The 17,879-nt window shown below is 72.5% G+C and carries 14 protein-coding genes; 5 read left to right on the forward strand and 9 right to left on the reverse strand.

What is annotated here, in order from left to right; all coding sequences use genetic code 11:
• Window positions 1-29: 29 nt before the first annotated feature.
• Window positions 30-1,112, forward strand: a complete 1,083-nt coding sequence (locus tag ACGFYQ_RS29665) for a sugar phosphate nucleotidyltransferase (RefSeq protein ID WP_393749154.1) — start codon at window positions 30-32, stop codon at window positions 1,110-1,112.
• Between the two features lie 122 nt (window positions 1,113-1,234).
• Here ACGFYQ_RS29665 and ACGFYQ_RS29670 read toward each other — a convergent pair whose 3' ends face one another.
• Window positions 1,235-2,557 carry an LCP family protein gene (locus tag ACGFYQ_RS29670; RefSeq protein WP_393749156.1) on the reverse strand — a complete coding sequence of 441 codons (1,323 nt, stop codon included), beginning with the start codon at window positions 2,555-2,557 and terminating at the stop codon, window positions 1,235-1,237.
• Between the two features lie 106 nt (window positions 2,558-2,663).
• Here ACGFYQ_RS29670 and ACGFYQ_RS29675 point away from each other — a divergent pair, with 106 nt between their 5' ends.
• Window positions 2,664-3,200, forward strand: a complete 537-nt coding sequence (locus ACGFYQ_RS29675) for an acyl-CoA thioesterase (protein WP_362397889.1) — start codon at window positions 2,664-2,666, stop codon at window positions 3,198-3,200.
• Window positions 3,201-3,240: 40 nt separating this feature from the next.
• Here the strand turns inward: ACGFYQ_RS29675 and ACGFYQ_RS29680 are convergent, their stop codons facing one another.
• Window positions 3,241-4,740 (reverse strand): LCP family protein, encoded by a 1,500-nt coding sequence (locus ACGFYQ_RS29680; protein WP_393749159.1) that lies wholly within the window; start codon window positions 4,738-4,740, stop codon window positions 3,241-3,243.
• A gap of 177 nt (window positions 4,741-4,917) precedes the next feature.
• Here ACGFYQ_RS29680 and ACGFYQ_RS29685 point away from each other — a divergent pair, with 177 nt between their 5' ends.
• On the forward strand, window positions 4,918-5,943 hold the full coding sequence (locus ACGFYQ_RS29685) for a glycosyltransferase family 2 protein (RefSeq protein WP_393749161.1): 1,026 nt from the start codon (window positions 4,918-4,920) through the stop codon (window positions 5,941-5,943).
• Window positions 5,944-6,022: 79 nt separating this feature from the next.
• Here the strand turns inward: ACGFYQ_RS29685 and ACGFYQ_RS29690 are convergent, their stop codons facing one another.
• From ACGFYQ_RS29690 to ACGFYQ_RS29705, 4 genes are all read right to left on the reverse strand, one after another.
• Window positions 6,023-7,753 (reverse strand): LCP family protein, encoded by a 1,731-nt coding sequence (locus ACGFYQ_RS29690; RefSeq protein ID WP_393749163.1) that lies wholly within the window; start codon window positions 7,751-7,753, stop codon window positions 6,023-6,025.
• Window positions 7,754-7,815: 62 nt separating this feature from the next.
• On the reverse strand, window positions 7,816-9,540 hold the full coding sequence (locus ACGFYQ_RS29695) for an LCP family protein (protein ID WP_393749165.1): 1,725 nt from the start codon (window positions 9,538-9,540) through the stop codon (window positions 7,816-7,818).
• Window positions 9,541-9,764: 224 nt separating this feature from the next.
• A complete protein-coding gene (locus ACGFYQ_RS29700) occupies window positions 9,765-10,982 on the reverse strand; it encodes an LCP family protein (RefSeq protein WP_393749167.1) in 1,218 nt (405 codons plus the stop codon).
• A 210-nt stretch (window positions 10,983-11,192) separates the two neighbouring features.
• Entirely contained in the window at window positions 11,193-11,942 is a 750-nt protein-coding gene (locus ACGFYQ_RS29705; RefSeq protein WP_393749169.1) for a TIGR03089 family protein, read from the reverse strand.
• A gap of 139 nt (window positions 11,943-12,081) precedes the next feature.
• Between ACGFYQ_RS29705 and ACGFYQ_RS29710 the strand changes: the two genes are divergently transcribed.
• Complete coding sequence (locus tag ACGFYQ_RS29710) at window positions 12,082-13,470, forward strand: peptidoglycan recognition protein (RefSeq protein WP_393749171.1); 1,389 nt, start codon at window positions 12,082-12,084, stop codon at window positions 13,468-13,470.
• 172 nt (window positions 13,471-13,642) lie between these two features.
• Window positions 13,643-14,650, forward strand: a complete 1,008-nt coding sequence (locus ACGFYQ_RS29715) for a DNA-3-methyladenine glycosylase family protein (protein ID WP_393749173.1) — start codon at window positions 13,643-13,645, stop codon at window positions 14,648-14,650.
• 36 nt (window positions 14,651-14,686) lie between these two features.
• Here the strand turns inward: ACGFYQ_RS29715 and ACGFYQ_RS29720 are convergent, their stop codons facing one another.
• From ACGFYQ_RS29720 to ACGFYQ_RS29730, 3 genes are all read right to left on the reverse strand, one after another.
• The gene (locus ACGFYQ_RS29720; RefSeq protein WP_393749175.1) at window positions 14,687-16,006 is read right to left on the reverse strand and encodes a coenzyme F420-0:L-glutamate ligase; all 1,320 of its coding nucleotides are present in this window, start codon (window positions 16,004-16,006) and stop codon (window positions 14,687-14,689) included.
• Window positions 16,003-16,962 carry a 2-phospho-L-lactate transferase gene (cofD, locus tag ACGFYQ_RS29725; protein WP_393749177.1) on the reverse strand — a complete coding sequence of 320 codons (960 nt, stop codon included), beginning with the start codon at window positions 16,960-16,962 and terminating at the stop codon, window positions 16,003-16,005. The genes ACGFYQ_RS29720 and cofD overlap by 4 nt, the downstream gene beginning before the upstream one ends.
• An 82-nt stretch (window positions 16,963-17,044) precedes the next feature.
• Window positions 17,045-17,560 (reverse strand): cysteine dioxygenase, encoded by a 516-nt coding sequence (locus tag ACGFYQ_RS29730; RefSeq protein WP_393749179.1) that lies wholly within the window; start codon window positions 17,558-17,560, stop codon window positions 17,045-17,047.
• Between the last annotated feature and the right edge of the window lie 319 nt (window positions 17,561-17,879).

The following is a 17,879-nucleotide window of genomic DNA, read 5'->3' on the forward strand; positions in this document are numbered from 1 at the left end:
GTACGCCGGAATCGGTTGGGGAGAACGCAATGACGGAAGCGATCCTGCTGGTCGGCGGACAAGGGACGCGGTTGCGTCCCGTGACGGTGAACACGCCGAAGCCGATGGTCCCCACAGCAGGCGTCCCGTTCCTCGCCCACCAGATAGCCCGGGCCGCCGCGGCCGGGGTCACGCACATCGTGATGGCCACCTGCTATCTCGCCGAGGTCTTCGAGCCCTACTTCGGCGACGGTTCCGAGTTCGGCGTCCACCTGGAGTACGTCGTCGAGGACGAGCCGCTCGGCACCGGCGGTGCCATCCGCAACGCCGCGCAGCTGCTCACGGGCGGCCCGGACTCCGCCGTCCTCGTCTTCAACGGCGACATCCTCACCGGCCTGGACATCGCCGGCCTCGTGGCATCCCACGAAACGGCCGACGCCGACGTCTCCCTGCACCTGGTGCAGGTCGACGACCCGCGCGCCTTCGGCCTGGTGCCCACCGACTCCGAGGGGCGGGTGCTGGCCTTCACCGAGAAGCCGCAGACCCCCGAGGAGATCATCACCGACCAGATCAACGCCGGCTGCTACGTCTTCCGCCGCAGCGTGATCGACTCCATCCCGGCCGGCCGCCCGGTCTCCGTCGAGCGCGAGACCTTCCCCGGTCTGCTCGCTTCCGGCGCCAAGCTGCACGGCGTCACCGAGAACACGTACTGGATGGACCTCGGCAAGCCGGAGGCCATCGTCCAGGCCTCCGCCGACCTGGTCCGCGGTGTCGTGTCCTCCCCGGCCGTCCCCGGACGGCGCGGCGAGTCCCTCGTGCTGCCCGGCGCCCAGGTGGCCGCCGGGGCCAAGCTGTCGGGGGGCACCGTCGTGGGCGCCGGCGCCCGGATCGAAGCGGGAGCGGTCGTCCAGGGCTCGATCGTGCTGGAGGACGCGGTCATCGGCGCCGACGCGCACGTGAGCGCCGCCCTGATCGGGGCCCGCGCCTCGGTGGGCGCGCGGACCGTGCTGGACGGCGCCGTCATCGGCGACGACGCCGTCGTGGGGGCCGACAACGAGCTCCGCGCGGGCGCCCGGGTGTGGTGCGGGGCGCAACTGCCCGCCGCCGCCATCCGCTTCTCCCCGGACGCCTGATCCCGAAGGCCTGACCGCCCGACACCCGATCCCCGGCGGCCGGGGATCAGGCGGGCCGGGCGGATCACGCGGGTTGGGCGGATCAGGCGGATCCGGCAGGCCGGGCGCCCGGCCCGCCCCGGTCAGTTCCCGCGGACGGTGACCTTCTCGTCGTTCTGGATCTGCTTCACCAGCTGCTGCACCTTCGCCTTGTCCCAGACCAGGTTGCCGCCGCGCTGGCCGGAGATCGGCATGTTCATCGAGACGCCGTCACCGCCGTTGACACCCTTCATCGCGAAGAACATCTGGCCCATGTCGTACAGGCCCATGTCCTTGTCCACGATCAGCGTGTCCAGGCCCGCGCCCAGCAGCGGGTAGAGCTCGAACGGATTGAGGACCGTGGACGGGGTCGCCGCCTGGCTCGCGAGCGCCGACAGGAACTTCTGCTGGTTCTTCGTCCGCTGCAGGTCCGACTCGGCGAAGGCGTACCGGGTCCGTACGAAGGCCAGCGACTGCTCGCCGTTCAGCGTCTGCTTGCCCGCCTTGAAGTCGGCGCCCGACTTCTCGTCCTTGAAGCCCTCCTCGATGTCCAGCTCCACACCGCCCAGCGCGTCCACGATGTTCGCGAAGCCGGCGAAGCCGATCTCCGCGTAGTGGTCGATGCGCAGGCCCGTGTTGTGCTCGACCGTCCGCACCAGCAGCTCGGGGCCGTCCTCGGCGTACGCCGCGTTCAGCTTCACCCGCCGCCCCTGGGCGGGGAACTTCTTGCCCGACTGGGAGCCCACGAAGGACGGGATCTCCACGTCCGAGTCGCGCGGCAGCGAGATCATCGTGTTCCCGCTGGAGCACTTCGCCAGGATCATCATCGAGTCGGTCCGCTTGCCCTCGGCCGAGCCCGTGTGGAGCTTCTTCTTCTCCTCGTCGGACATCCCCTCGCGGCTGTCGGAGCCCACGATCAGGTACGTCGTGCAGTCGCCCTCCTTCGGGCGCTCGATGACCTTGGACAGGTCCACCTCCCGGCGCACCTTGGAGTCGGCCCAGAAGTAGGTGGCGACCGAGGTCACCAGCAGCGCGGAGACCAGCACGATCGAGCCGATCTTGATCCGCCTGCGCCAGTCGGGCGCCGGGCCGGGCGCCCCGGGGCGGCCTGGCCCCGACGGCGGCTGCGCGGGCCCGCCGGGCCCCGCGGGCGACCCGTAGACCTGGCCGGTGTTGTAGCCGCTGTCGTAGCCGCCGTAGGTGTCGGGGCCCTGCGTCTGCTGCGGAGGCACACCCGGTGCGGGCGGCGGCGTTCCGGGCCGCCGGGCGGGCGGCGGGACCGCCGGGCGCGGGGCCTGCTGCCGCTGGACGTGCTGCATCCGCTGCGCGCCCTCGGGCTGCGCCTGCGCGCTGCCGCGCCCGTACCCGTCGTCACGGCGTCCACGCTCGTCGCGGTCGCCGCTCCACCCCTCTGGCCAGTCATTCATGCGCCCAAGGATGCCTGCCCGGGCGTGTCGTCCGACAGCCCGGGGGGCGATCCGTACCGGGGCTGTTGCAGAGCTGATGCCTCTGGTACGCATCTAAGGTGTCCGTATGACAGAGATACCGGGCGAGATCCCGGGGAAGCCGACCGCGGCCTCCCGTACGACCCTCAGCCACATCATGACCGCCAACGACACCAACCTCCTCGGCACGGTGCACGGCGGCGTGATCATGAAGCTGGTGGACGACGCGGCGGGCGCCGTGGCCGGCCGCCACTCCGGCGGCCCGGCGGTCACCGCGTCCATGGACGAGATGGCCTTCCTCGCCCCCGTACGGGTCGGCGACCTCGTGCACGTGAAGGCCCAGTGCAACTGGACCGGCCGCTCCTCCATGGAGATCGGCGTACGGGTCCTCGCGGAGCGCTGGAACGAGTCCACCCCCGCCACCCAGGTCGGCAGTGCCTACCTCGTCTTCGCGGCCGTGGACGCCGAGGGCAAGCCCCGCCGGGTCCCGCCCGTCCTCCCGGAGACGGAACAGGACGAGCGGCGCTACCAGGAGGCCCAGATCCGCCGCACCCACCGGCTGGCGCGCCGCAAGGCGATCATGGCCCTGCGCGAGGAGCGGGCGGCCCAGGGCTTCGACGAATGACGGCCGCCGCCCGGCGCCGCGACAGGCCCTGGGACCGGCCCTAGCTCCCGCAGACCACGTCGTCGCCCGTGATCACCCCGGCGGCGCCGCCCTGGTACGGGTCCTCCGCACGCACCGGCACCACCTTGCGGTAGTCCGCTCCCGCGATCACCAGCACCGTCCGGCCCTGGCCCGCCACCGCCCGCAGCGCGCTGCCCGGCAGCGCGGTCGCCACCGACCGGGCGGAGCGGTCCCAGCGCGGGTCGTACGTGACCACCGTGCGCTTGACCTCGCGGCTGGCGCCGTTGCCCGGTGCCCGGGTGGTGTCGAAGCCGGTGGCGCGCAGCGCCGCGTCGACCCGGCCGCCCAGTCCGTCGATCCGGGTCCCGTTCTCCACCTGGACCCGGATCTGCTGCGGGGGCACGTCCACCGGCACCGCCGCCGGCCGGCCCCCCGCCTTCCCGGGCCGGGCGGGGGCGAGCGGCCGGTCCTGCCGCACCGCCTCGAACAGCTTGGCGGCCTTCGGCTCGTCCCACTTCACGGTGGAGCCGATTCCCTTGACGGGGTACGAGGGGTCGCCGACGGGCACGGAGGCGAACTCCGAGGAGGACGGGGTGAAGTCCCGCATGGCCTGCCCGAGCGCGAGCATCTGCTCCGAGCCGAAGCCGGTGTCGGCCCGGACCGAGCCGAGCAGCGTGGAGCTGACCTGCTTGAACTTCACCGGGTTGAGCAGCACCCCGCCGCCGGTCGCCTGCTGGATCAGGGCGGCGACGAACCGCTGCTGGCGCTGCATCCGGCCCAGGTCGGAGGCCCCGTCGATGTGGCGCGAGCGTACGTACTGCAGGGCCTGTCCGCCGGTCAGCCGGTGGGTGCCGGGCAGCAGGTCGAGGCCGGTGTTCGCGTCGCGCATGGTCTTGGCGGTGCAGATCTCGACCCCGCCGATCGCGTCGACGGTCTTCATGAAGCTGGTGAAGTCGACCTCCAGGTAGTGGTCGATCTTCACCCGGGTCATGCTCTCGACGGTCCGCACGGTCAGGTTGGGCCCGCCCTCCGCGTACGCGGCGTTCAGCTTCACGGGGTGCCCCTTGTGAGGCTTGCCGCTGACCAGGTCCTGGTGCTCGGGGATCTCGGTGTAGCTGTCGCGGGGCAGGCTGATCACGCTCGCCCGCTCCCGGTCCGCCGACAGGTGCACCAGCATGATCGTGTCGGTGCAGTGGCAGGGCGCCCCGCCGAGGCGGTACTCGCGCTTCTCCTCGGGGCTGATCTTGTCCCGGCCGTCGGTGCCCACCAGCAGGAAGTTCAGGCCGTGCCCGGCCTGGGGGCGGTTCTTCATGTCCTTGAACGGGTCCACCCGCTCGATCCCGGTGTCCAGCCCGGTCATCACCGCGTGTCCGACGGCCCCGGAACCCAGCACCACCACCGACAGCCCGGCCGCGATCCGTACCCCCCACCGGGGTCTGTCGCCCCGGCGCCGGGCCGGGCCGCCGCCCGTACCGCCGCGCCGTGCGCGCTGCGGCTGGGGCGGCCTGGCGGGACGGGTGGGACGGTGCGGCTGGGGCACGGTGGACACCTCCGCGGGGATCAGCAGGGAGCCCGGTCGACGGTCGGGCCAGATCGGTCTGATTTGTCAGAACAGTAGGCCCATACGATCAGCATCTGTCCGTACCGCTCACTCGGCGCGCACCCGGTTCCCTCGTACGCGGTAACGTGACACCGATACCCGACCTTGAAGGACCACATGCCCGCCCAGCAGCCCGCAGTCTCGGTGATCATGCCGGTGCTCGACGAGGAGCACTACCTCCGCGACTCCGTCCGCCACATCCTGGAACAGGAGTACGCGGGCGAGATGGAGGTGGTGATCGCACTCGGGCCGTCCACGGACCGCACCGACGAGATCGCCGCCGAGCTCGTCGCCGAGGATCCCCGAGTCCACACCGTCCCGAACCCCACCGGCCGGACCCCGGCGGCGCTCAACGCCGCCATCAAGGCTTCGCGTCACCCGATCGTGGTACGCGTCGACGGCCACGGCATGCTCTCGCCGAACTACATCGCCACCGCGGTGCGCCTCCTGGAGGAGACCGGTGCGCAGAACGTCGGCGGCATCATGCACGCCGAGGGCCAGAACGCCTGGGAAGACGCCGTCGCCGCCGCGATGACCTCCAAGATCGGCGTCGGCAACGCCCCGTTCCACACCGGCGGCCAGGCGGGACCGGCCGAGACCGTCTACCTCGGTGTCTTCCGCCGCGAGGCGCTGGAGCAGCAGGGCGGCTACAACGAGGAGTTCATCCGCGCCCAGGACTGGGAGCTGAACTTCCGTATCCGCGAGGCCGGCGGCCTGATCTGGTTCTCCCCGGAGCTGAAGGTCCAGTACCGTCCGCGGCGCTCCGTACGGGCCCTGGCCAAGCAGTACAAGGACTACGGCCGGTGGCGGCACGTGGTGGCCCGCTACCACGCGGGCTCCATCAACGTGCGCTACCTGGCCCCGCCGACCCTGGTCTGCGCGATCGCGGCGGGCGTGGTCGTGGGCGTGGCCGTCACCCCGCTGGGCTTCGCCGTTCCGGCCGGCTACCTCGCGGCGATCGCCGTGGGCTCCGTCCCGGCGGGCAAGGGCCTGTCCCTCAAGGCCCGGGCGCAGATCCCGCTCGCCCTCGCCACCATGCACCTGTGCTGGGGCTACGGCTTCCTGACGAGCCCGCGCTCGCTCGCGAACAAGTTGATCGCGAGCCGCCGCCCGGCCGTGCACCAGGACGCCTCGCAGGTCTGAGACGCAGACGTACGGAGGGGCCCGGCGCGGCGGCTGCGCAGATCACAGCCGCCCGGCCGGGCCCCTTTCGCGTACGCGCCTACCAGGTGAACCCGGGCTGGATCGGCATGCAGGCCTTGTCGTTGTCGCCGTTGAGCGCGTGGGCGGAGTCCGGGGCCTTGGTCGGGGCGGGCGGCGGCGGGGTCGGCGCGTCGCCGGTCCGCCAGTCCTTGCCGACGAACACGGTGATCCCCGACACCTCGTCGGACTTCTGCACCGAGGAGGCCGGCAGGCCGAGCGCGGTGGCCACGGCGGCGGCGTCGGCCGCCTGGCCGTCGGCGGCGAAGCGGACCACCGTGGTGTCCTCGGCCCCCGTCTGGTTCTCGGCGGTGGCCTTGGTGAATCCCTTGCCGGTCATCAGCGTGGCGACCTCGCTCGCCCGGCCCTTGGCCTTGGCCTGGGCGCCGTCCTTGCCGCCGGTGGCGTTGCGGACGCCGACCGCGATCTTCGCGGGCGGTGCGGCAGGGGCGGCCGGGGCGGTGGTCGGCGCCTGGGCCGGGGGCGTCGGGGCGGTGGCGGCGGCCGACGGGGAGGCGGCGGCCGTGGGGGTTTCCGAGCCCGAGCCCTTGCCGTCGAGCGCGATGTCCTCGCGGACCATCCGGAACACGTCCTCGGCCTCGCCCGCCATGGGCTCGACCCGGCCGTCCATGCCGGGCTTCGTGCTGTAGACCCACGGCATGGTGGTCATGGTGATCCGCCCCGGCGGGACCTTCTTGAGCTCCATGCTGAGGTCGTACAGCTTGTCGATCTTGTTCAGGCCGGGGTCCACGACCATGGCCTCGATGGCCGCCTGCGCCAGGCTGTTGAGCTTGACCGGGTTGGTGAGCTTGGCGTTCTTGCGGAACTCGCGGGCCATCGAGTTCATGTACTGGTGCTGGGCGTGCGTGCGGCCGATGTCGGTGCCGTCCTCGAAGCCGTAGCGGGTGCGCAGCCACTGCAGGGCCGTCTCGCCCTGGATGACGCTCGTGCCCGCCGGCAGCTTCAGGCCGGAGCCCTTGCCGTCCCGGGTGCGGGAGTGGACGTTCTGCTCGACACAGACCGGGACGCCGCCGATGGCGTCCGCCATGGAGACCACGCCCTTGAAGTCGATCATCATGAAGTGGTCGATGGGTATCTTCGTCAGCTCGGTCCAGGCGGCGACCGTGCAGCCCGGCCCGCCGCGGCTGAGCGACTCGTTGGTCTGGACGAGTCCCTTGCTGGCGGGGTGCACCTTGCCGTTCGGCTCGGTGCACTTGGGCATCATCAGTATCGTGTCGCGCGGCATCGACACCACGGACATGTTGCTGCGGTCCGCGGACAGGTGCAGCAGCATCTGCACGTCCGCCAGCGGCGGTCCGTCGAAGGTGTCCGTCGCCCCGCCGAGGGCCTGGTTCGCCGCGTCGTTGCGCGCGTCGGAGCCGATGAGGAGGATGTTCAGCGGGGTCTGCCCGAAGGCGTTGGGCTTGGAACCGCCCAGTTTGGTCTCGCCGAGGTTCAGCGGGTCCGTCTTGATGCTGCCGTTCAGATGGCGGTAGTACAGGTAACCGGCCGCCGCCGTCCCGAGTATGAGCAGGGACAGCACGGAGGCCACCCAGCGCAGCACGCGCCGGCGGCCCCGCCTGCCCGCGCGGCCGCCCGCCGCCCGGCGGGCGGCCCGGGAGCCGCCCCGGGGCGGCGGCACCGATCCGGCGGCGCCCGTACCACCGCCGGATATGTCCCCGGACGTGGCGTCGGACGTGTCGCCGGCGGCGCGGGCGGTCGCCCCCTCCCCCCGCACGCTGCTGTGCCTCACGCGTACTCCCCCTAAAGATCCTGATGACTCGGCATGGTGCCGGTACTACCTGCTGCGGCCCGTTACTTGGCGCAGATCGCCTTGTCGGCCTGGGCCTGCTGGACGTCCTTGGGCAACTCCTGCGGAACGGGCGGCGCCAGCGGCGCGCCCGGCTCCTTGAAGTCCGGGCCCAGCGTCAGCTTCATCGGCGTCTTCGCCCCGGCGTCGGCGGTCCCCATCTTCATCGCGGAGGCCGGCAGCCCCATCATCTCCGCCAGCGCCCGGGCCTGGTCGGCCTGGTTGGGCGCGTACTCCAGCTGCGTGGCCCCGACCTTCGCGGGCGCGTTGCCGAGGTTGCTGGCCTTGGGCACGCCCTTGGTGATCTGCAGCCACTTCAAGGTGGTGGAGGCGGAGCCCTTGGGGCCACCGCCGTTGTACACGTCCACCCGTACGTCCGCGGCGGGCGCCTTGTTGCCCTGGAGCAGCGCGTCCTGCTTGGCCTTCGCGTCCGCGTCGGCCGACTCCTTCGCGGCCTGCTCCTGCTTCTCGACCTCCGTGAGCGAGACGTCCCCCCGGATCATCTGCAGCAGCGGATCGGCCAGGGCCTGGTTGACGACGACGGTGGCCTTGCGGTTCGGCGGCTCGTCCGGATTGTCGAGGACCGGCACGGTCGTGAAGGTGATGTTCTTGAGGTCGATGTCCTTCAACTCGCCCGCGAGGTCGGTGAGTTTGTCGATGGAGCCCAGACCCTGGTCCACGGTCAGCGACTTGGTGGCCGCCTCCGCGAGCGAGAAGAACTTCTTCGGACTCGTCAGCGTTTCCTTCGACTTCATCTCGCGCATCATCGAGCCGAGGAACTGCTGCTGGGTCTTGATCCGGTCCAGGTCGCTCTCGTTGCCGAAGGCGTGCCGGGTCCGTACGAAGGCCAGCGCCTGCTCGCCCGACAGCCGGTGCTCGCCCTCCGACAGCTTGAGCTTGGAGTCCTCGTCGTCGACGGCCTTCTCCAGACAGACGGGCACCCCGCCCACCGCGGTGCTCAGGGTCTTCACCGCGTTGAAGTCGACCATCATGAAGTTGTCGACCTCGATCCCGGTGAGGTCCTTGACGGTGCGCATGGTGCAGCCCGCGTCGCGGCCCTCCTGCCCGAGGCTGTTGTTGAAGCGCGTGGCCCTCGTGCCCTTGATCTCCTTCGTCGTGCCGTCCGGCTGCTTCGTCGGGCAGGACGGGATGTTGGTGATCAGGTCGCGCGGGATGGACAGCGCGGTGGCGTTGGAGCGGTCCTTGGCGACGTGGAAGAGGATCGTGGTGTCGGCGTGGCCGACGCTGTCCTTGTCCCCGTAGCCCTCGTTGCCCGCACCGCTGCGCTTGTCGGTGCCGATGACCAGGATGTTGATGGCCTGGTCCTTCTTGAAGCCGCCGGTGCCCGCGCCCGCGATGTCGGTGACGCTGAGGTTGCCGTTCAGGTGGTCGTAGTAGAGGTACGCGCCCACCGAGCCGGCGACGAGCAGGAACGCCAGCGTCCCGCCGGTGATGAGCAGCGCCTTCTTGCGCCGCCCGCCGCCTCCGCCCTTGCGGGAGCGGCCACCGCGCCGGCCGCCGGGCGGCGGCCCGTCGCCGCGCCGCGGCTTCGGTACGGCAGGGGAGGGTGCGGTGGGCGCCGAGGGCGCTCTGCGCGGGGCGCCGACGGTGGGCCGCTGCTGCGCAGCGGAGTCGGCCAGTCGCAGTTCGTAGTGGCCTGTGCGGGGATTGAGCACCCACTGGTCTGCGGGGTCGATCTCGTCGGCCCGCCCACGGCTTTGCGCATCCACGGTTGCTCGAATCCTCCGTCGGTGCCTCGCGACGCGCCTCCCCCAAGGCGCACGGTCAACGATCCGGCTGCTGGTGCCCGGCCTCTGGTCCGGCCGGGGCACCGGATCGCTCACCTTATCCGTCAGGTTCGGCTGCAAACCATGCTGGTGACAAATTCCACTCCCCTTATAACGGGGCGAACCACCCATCCCACTCGGTTCGGTCACCGGCTTTTGGGATTGCTTTACCGGCAGTCGGCGATGCCCGCCGTCGTCCCTGTGAAGGTGGGGACGGGTGCGGGGGGCGTGGCGGTTCCCTCGGGGGTCTCGTCCGGCACGGCCGGCGCCGCTCCCCTCGGCGGGGCCTCGACCGGCTCGATCGCGCTCTCGGGCTTCGGCGGGGCGACCGTCACCGGCTGGTCCGTCCGCAACTGCTCGAACAGCCGGGCCGCGTCCGGCTCCACCAGCTCGTCCCGGTTCGGGTTCGCGGGGTACGGCCGGCGGGGCACGGTCAGGAACTTGACCTGGTCGGTCGGTATGTCCCGTACGCCCCGTACGAGTTCGTACAGGCCGCGCAGCGAGGCCAGCTCCGGGTCGGTGGTCACCGAGGAGGTCGCCGCGTCCAGCAGCGGATACAGCCGGGCCGGATTCAGCAGCACCCCGTTGCTCTGCACCTTCTTGACGAGCGAGCCGAGGAACTGCTGCTGGCGCTCCATCCGTTCCGTGTCGCTGCCGTTGCCCAGGCTGTAGCGGGCACGCACGAAACCGAGCGCCTGCTCGCCCTGGAGGGTCTGGCGCCCGGCGGGCAGCCGCAGCTTGGCCTCGGAGTCGTCGACCGGCTGCTTGAGGCAGACCTCCACCCCGCCGATGGCGTCCACCATCTGCTTGAAGCCGCCGAAGTCGATCACCATGTGGTGGTCGATGCGGATCCCGGTGAGCTTCTCGGCCGTACGGATCGTGCAGGCGGCCCCGCCCCACTGGAAGGCCCAGTTGAACTGCGCGAACTGTTCGCGGGTGCGGCTCCCGTCCGCCATCAGGCAGGCGGGGATGTCCGCCATCAGGTCCCGCGGTATCGACACCGCCGTCGCGCTCCGCCGGTCCGCCGGCAGGTGCAGCAGGATCGTGGTGTCCGAGCGCTGCCCGCTCTGGTCCTGCCCGTACCGGGCGTTGTCCTTGCCGGAGCGCGAGTCCGAGCCGATCAGCAGGATGTTCTGGGCGCCGCCCGCGAAGTGCGCCGGACGGTCGTGCTCGTAGCGCCGCAGCTCGGCAGTCGCCGAGGTGTCCTCGGTGATGTTCCCGTCGAGCTTGTTGTAGAGCCACCAGCCGGTGGCCGAGCCCGTCAGGGCCATGAAGGTCGCCCCGAGTCCGATCCAGCGCAGGAGTCGGCGCCGGCGGCTGCGCGGAGGCTTCGGGGTGCCTCCGGCCGTCTCGGTCCCGCCCGGTATGCCTGCGCTGTCCGTCACTGGCGTCCGTCCCCTCGCCGATGCGACCGCGGCCGTACGGGTGAGCACGGCCACTGCCGATCCTGCCCCCGGGCCGTGGGAGCGGCCCGGGGGCAGGGGCGTGTCTAGAGCCATGTGGGTGACAAATCGCCCGTTCCCGCTGTTAACCAGTCTGAGTGACGGCCGCGCGGACGGCGACGGGACGGTCCGGGGGGCCGGGCCCTGTCGGACCTAAAGGGTGTGGGTGACGCGCTCGCTCTCGATCCGCTGCGCCAGCGCGTCCTTCGACAGCAGGTCCAGGTTCCGGCACAGCACCACGGACCCGCCCGACGCCAGAGCGGCGTAGAGCCCGGCCGAGAGACCGTCCCACGTGTCGTAGCCGAGCCCGCTCAGCACCCGGGAGCCCTCCCCGAGGCCGAGCCGCGCCGCGTCGTCGCGGGCGCGGTCCGTGAGCTCCGCGTACGAGAGCTCCTCGCCGCCGACGACCAGCCCGGGCCCCTCGGGGTCCACCGGCACGAAGGGGGCGAAGCGGTCGCCCTGCCCCGGCACCTCCACCGCGTAGTCCGCGAACCCGGCCGGCGGCTGCGGGAAGCGCCCGCCCAGCGGCCGCAGCGCGAGCGCCACGCGCTCCCCTCCGCACGCCAGGGCCCGGTCCAGCGTGTCCGGCCCGCTGACGACGAGGTCGGCGTCGCCCGGATCCCCGTCCACCTCGGCGACGACCCCGACCGAGGCGCAGGCCAGCAGCCAGACGGCGCTCTGCCAGTGCGCGGGCAGCATCAGCGCGAGCCGGTCCCCGGGCCCGGCGCCCAGATCGCCCTGGAGCAGATTCGCGGTCTTGGCCACCCAATTGGCGAAGGTGGCGACGGACAATTCCACGCGCTCGCCCGTGGCGTCGTCGTAGAAGGTGACGAGCGGGCGGCCCGGATCGGCGGCGAGCGCGGATCGCAGCAGGTCGGCAGGGGTGCGGTCAGTGGAGTTCACCCGGCTCAGGTTACGCGGGCCCGTACCCCGTACGGTGGCCCGCGACTGCGCCGTACGGAGGAGGGGTACCGGCGCGGCGCCAGACGGAGCGTCAGCTCCCGGATGGCGCCGGGTGCTGACGGTACTCACCATCTTTTTCATGCGTGGATTCCTTGCTTCCTCGATCGGCGTCGCGACGGCTGCCGCACTGGCCCTCCCCGTCGTGCTCCCTACTCCGGCCCTGGCAGAGGCCTCCCCAGTCACCCCCGCCGGGTCCACCCAGTCGCTGCCGCTCGTCCCCCTGAGACCCTCGGCGGACCGGACCCCCGGCGTCCCCGGCATGAGCGCCTCGCCGCGCCTCCCCGAGCCGCAGGGCCTGGCCGCACGCGAGGTCAAGACGTTCTCGCTGGTCGGCGTCGTCTGGGACGACGTCGCGACCCAGCTCCACGGCAGCGTCCAGGTCCGTACCCGCTCCGCGAAGACCTCCACCTGGTCCGGCTGGCAGGATGTCGAGGTCCACAACAGCGAGCACGCGGCCGACCCCGACGCGGCGGAACGCGGCTCCGGCCGGGTCCGCGGCGCCACCGCCCCGCTGTGGGTCGGCGAGTCCGACGGCGTGGAGGTCCGCGTCCAGGCGGAACCGGGAACCGCGTCCGCCCGCACGCCGTCCAGGCTCCCCACGGGCATGCGGATCGAGCTGGTCGACCCGGGCGCGGAAGTGCCCGGTACGGGGGCGGACGGCAAGAACGGCGGCCCCGTGGGCGACGACAAGGGCGAACTGGTGGCGCCCGGCCTGACGATGGAGATGGCCGAGTCCTCCGCGGCCAACCTCCCGCACGCCGAGCTGGGCGCGAACGAGATCATCGCCCTCGACAAGGCCGACTCCACCGCCGACGCGATCTACGCGAGCGAGGGCGAATTGAGCGCGGCGGCCGCCCCGTTCATCGGCCCGCGCCCGCGGATCGTCACCCGCAGGGGGTGGGGCGCGGACGAGAGCCTGCGCGAGAAGGGCTTCGTCTACACGAACACCGTGAAGGCGGCCTTCGTCCACCACAGCGCCTCCGGCAACAACTACGCCTGCAAGGACGCCCCGGCGGTGCTGCGCAGCCTGTACCGCTACCACGTGCTCAGCAGCGGCTGGCGCGACTTCGGCTACAACTTCGCCGTCGACAAGTGCGGCACGGTGTACGAGGGCCGCGCGGGCGGCGTCTCCAGGCCGGTGCTCGGCGCCCACACCATGGGCTTCAACACCGACAGCATGGGCGTCGCGGTGCTGGGCACGTACACGTCCACGGCGCCCCCGGCGGCGGCGGTCGACGCGGTCGCCCGCCTCACGGCCTGGAAGCTCGGCCTCTTCGGAAGGGACCCGCGCGCGAAGGCGACCCTGAAGTCGGGTGGCGGCAACCTCTACGCCAAGGGCAGGAACGTGAAGATGAACGTCATCTCGGGCCACCGCGACGGCTTCGCAACGGAATGCCCGGGCAAGAAGCTGTACGGCAAGCTCCCGACCACCCGCACCTCATCGGCGAAGCTCCAGGGCCGGCCGTAGCCCCCGGCGGGGCCGGATTGCCCGCAGGGCGATTCCGGCCCCGCCGGCGCTTGAGGCGCGGGCGGGGAGCGCCGTAGGGGCAAGGGGTCCGGGGCGGAGCTCCGGGAACGGTGGAGGGCGGGGTGGTGGAGGGCGGGGTGGTGGAGGGGCTCCGCAGGGCTACGCTCAAGGCATGGCCGGCCGCTTCGATCCCCTCACCCGCACCGCGGTCCGCGGCGGCCGCACCGACGTACCCCCGGCCATCGGCACCAGGGTCGGCGCCGGCGCCAAGGAACGCCGCTGGACCCCCGACGGTCCCCTGGACCTCGGGCTCACCCTCGGCCCGCTCAGACGCGGCCCCGCCGACCCCACCTTCCGCACCACCCCCGACGGCTCGGTCTGGAAGACGAGCCGGACGCCCGACGGCCCCGCCACCCTCCGCGTGACCCGGCCGCACGGCCAGGACGTGCACGCCGAAGCCTGGGGCCCCGGCGCCGACTGGATCCTCGAGCAGCTGCCCGCACTCCTCGGCGCCGGCGACGACCCCGCCGTCTTCGTCCCCCGCCACCGCCTCGTGCACGCCAGCCACCGCCGCCGCCCGGGCCTGCGCCTCACCCGGACCGGCCTGGTCCTGGAGTCCCTGGTCCCCACCGTCCTGGAGCAGAAGGTCACCGCCGACGAGGCCTACCGCGCCTGGCGCCGCCTCGTACGCCAGTACGGCGAACCCGCCCCCGGCCCGCAGGACCTCGGCCTCCACCTCCACGTCATGCCCGCCGCCCGTACCTGGGCGATGATCCCGTCCTGGGACTGGCACAAGGCCGGCGTCGACGCCAAGCGCTCCGCGGCCATCGTCCGGGCCGCCCGCGTGGCGAACCGTCTGGAGGAGGCGGCCGCCATGGCCCTGCCCGAGGCCGTGCGACGGCTGGAGGCCGTCCCCGGCATCGGCCCGTGGACCTCCGCCGAGACCCTCCAGCGCAGCAACGGCGACCCCGACGCCGTCACCACCGGCGACCTCCACCTCCCCGGCATCATCGGCTACGCCCTCGGCGGGGACCGCGACGCCGACGACGCCGCCATGCTGGAGCTCCTCGCCCCGTACGCCGGCCAGCGCCACCGCGCCGCCCGCCTCGTCCTCCTCGCGGGCCACTCCCCGCCCCGCCGCATGCCCCGCATGCCGCGGACGGACATCGGCCGGCTCTAGGCCCCGTCCGCCCGGACAGGACCTGGGGACGCAGACTCAGCGCACCTGGATGAAGTCTGCGGCAGACCGCGCCGGCCGCTCCCGCGGCGGCTCCGCCGCGTGACCCACCGCGACCGCCCCCATCGGGTCCCAGTCGTCCGGCAGCCCCAGCACCTCACGGACCACGTCCCGGCAGAACATCGTCGAGGACACCCACGCCGAGCCCAGCCGCTCCCCGGCCAGCGCCACCAGGAAGTTCTGCACGCCCGCGCCCATCGCGACCACGAACATCTCCCGCTCCGCCGCGTCCCGCCGGGCGTGCCCGTAGTCGTGGGAGCCGTCGGTCACCATGCACGGCACCACCAGGTACGGCGCGTTCCGCAGCACCTCACCCCGCCGCACCCGCTTGGCGATGGACTCCTCGGACTTGCCGTCCGCCCGCAGGTCCGCGATCCACGCGTCCCGCATCGCGTCCAGCAGCCGCACCCGCGAGGCCTCGGACTCCAGCAGGACGAACCGCCACGGCGTCGTGTGGTGCGGGGCCGGGGCCGTCACAGCCGCCGCCACGGCCCGGCGTACCGCGCCCGGGTCCACCGGCTCGGCCGTGAAGGCCCGTACGGTACGGCGCTGCGTCACGGCCTCCCGTACCGCCTCCGAGGTGCCCAGCCGGAACATGTCGTCGGCCGGAGTGCGCACCAGGTCGCGCGCCGAGGAGCCCTCGGCGAGCACGTGGGCCAGCCCGCGTACGACGGCCACCGGCAGCCCGTCCGCCTTGCCCTTGACCAGGTCGCCGGCGGCGGCCAGCTCGTCCGCGGTCGCCACCACCGTCGCGCTCAGCGGGTTGCCGTGCGTGTCCGTGCCTCCGCGCAGGTCGTCCAGGACCCGCACCCCGGCCGAGCCGATCGCCACGTCCGTCAGCCCCGTGCGCCAGGGCCGCCCGAAGGTGTCCGTGACGACCACGCCCACGTCCACGGAGAGCGCGTCGCGGACCCCCGCGCGGATCGCGGCGGCCGAGGCGTCGGGGTCCTCGGGCAGCAGCAGCACCGTGCCGGGGGCGGTGTTGGAGGCGTCCACCCCGGCGGCCGCCATGACGAGCCCCTGCCGGTTCTCGACGATGCGCAGGGGGCCCCGGCGCGCGACCACCCGTACGGTCTCCGCGTCGATCGCGTCCTCGCGCGAGTCGGCCTCCACGATGCGGCCCTCGGCCTTGGAGACGATCTTCGAGGTGACCAGCAGGACGTCCCCGTCCCGCAGGTCGGGCGCGGCCACCGTGATCAGCTTCGCCAGGTCGTCGCCCGGCCTGACCTCGGGTATCCCGTCGACGGCCCGCACCTCGTACGAGGGACCGTGCCCGGCGGAAGGGTGCCCCGCGGTCACCGCGAGGCCTCGGCCAGCTCCAGCGCCGCGCGGGCCATCTCGGCGGTGGCCTCCAGGCCGGTCATCATCAGCGGCACCGCGCGGCAGGTGATCCCGGCGGCCTCCACCTCGGCGACGGCGTCCGCGTCGGCGGTGTCCACCAGCCAGCCGTCGAGCAGCTCGGTCCCGTAGTGCCGGGCGACCGCGGCGGCGGTGGACTCCACGCCCACCGCGGCCAGGACCTTGTCGGCCATCCCGCGGACCGGCGCGCCCCCGACGATGGGGGAGAGGCCCACGACCGGCGCCTCGGCGGCCGCCACGGCGTCCCGGATGCCGGGCACGGCGAGGATCGTCCCCACCGAGACCACCGGGTTCGACGGCGGGAAGATGATCACGTCGGCGGCCGCGATGGCCTCCAGCACGCCCGGCGCGGGCTTGGCCTGCTCGGCCCCGACGGGGACGACGGCCTCCGCGTCCACCGCGGCGCGCAGCCGGACCCAGTACTCCTGGAAGTGGATGACGCGCCGCTCGCCCGTGCCGGCGTCGGTGACCGCCACATGGGTCTCGACGCGGTCGTCGGACATGGGCAGCAGCCGTACCCCGGGCTGCCAGCGGTCGCAGAGGGCTTCGGTGACGGCGCTCAGGGGGTAGCCCGCGCCGAGCATCTGCGTACGGACGATGTGGGTGGCGAAGTCGCGGTCGCCGAGGCCGAACCAGGTGGGTCCGACCCCGTACGCCGCGAGTTCCCCCTTGACGGTGAAGGACTCGTCGGTGCGGCCCCAGCCCTGGTCCTCGTTGATGCCACCGCCGAGGGTGTACATCACCGTGTCCAGATCGGGGCACACCTTGAGCCCGAACAGGTGAATGTCGTCACCGGTGTTGCCGATGACCGTGATGTCCGCGTCGGGGACTGCCGACTTGAGTCCGCGGAGGAACCGGGCGCCGCCTATACCGCCGGCCAGAACAACAATGCGCATACAGGCAGTCTGTCAGCCGCAGGCTGTCGTTGAGGGGTGGTGGTCGGGCGACGGGTGGGACTGTCAGGCCGCCGGGCCCAGGTCAGGCGGGTACGGACTCCGGGCGGGCCGGGGAGCAGCTGTGCATCGGCATCTCGGTCAGGCCGGGGAAGTAGACGTGCAGGCTGACGGCGCCTTCGAGGGAGTCGTTGACGACCTCGTGGGCGTAGCCGGGGGCGAAGACGCGCTGGGAGCCCGCGCCGAGGGCGAGCCGCCCGCGGGTGTGGTGTTCGGTGAGCTCGCCGTCGAGGACGGTCAGGACGCCGGAGGAGGCGCCGTGGTCGTGCCGGCCGCTGCCCTGGCCGGGGACCCAGCTGAGCAGCCAGACCTCGTAGCCGGGGCCGGTGCGCAGCCGGTGGTACCAGCGGGTGGTGGCGTCGTACCGGACGAGGTGCTCCCAGGAGGCGCGGTCCTCGGCGATGGAGCGGGCGAGGCCGGCGAATTCGGCGACGGTGGCCGGGTGCTCGCGGGCGGGCTGGAGGAGGTGCTGGACGGCGAGGATGTCGCCGGCGATCTGGAGGTCGCTCTCGGTGTTCGCGGGGGTGGCGGCGCTGTTCATCGTGGGGATACCTCGACGGATGTCAGTGGTGCTGGCGGTTGCTGCGGGGGCTGGCTGGAGCGGTGCGGAGCCGGGGCTCCGGGGGCATCAACAGCTGCAACAGCAACAGCGAAGCTGGGCAGCGCACAGGAACCCACGAATGGGGGTCCGGGTGGTGGCTGCGCTCGCTGACATGGGAACAAGGAGAGCGGGTCCGGGGTCGGACTGTCAACCCAATGTCTGGTTTGGGGGAAAAGTTTCACCTCATCCGGTTGCTGTGCGGGGAGAAAGGTTTGTGCATGCGACCCCGGGGGATGTGGCGCTGCAACCGAGCTCAAAC

It is taken from the genome of Streptomyces sp. NPDC048258 (assembly GCF_043201995.1).
GTDB lineage: Bacteria > Actinomycetota > Actinomycetes > Streptomycetales > Streptomycetaceae > Streptomyces.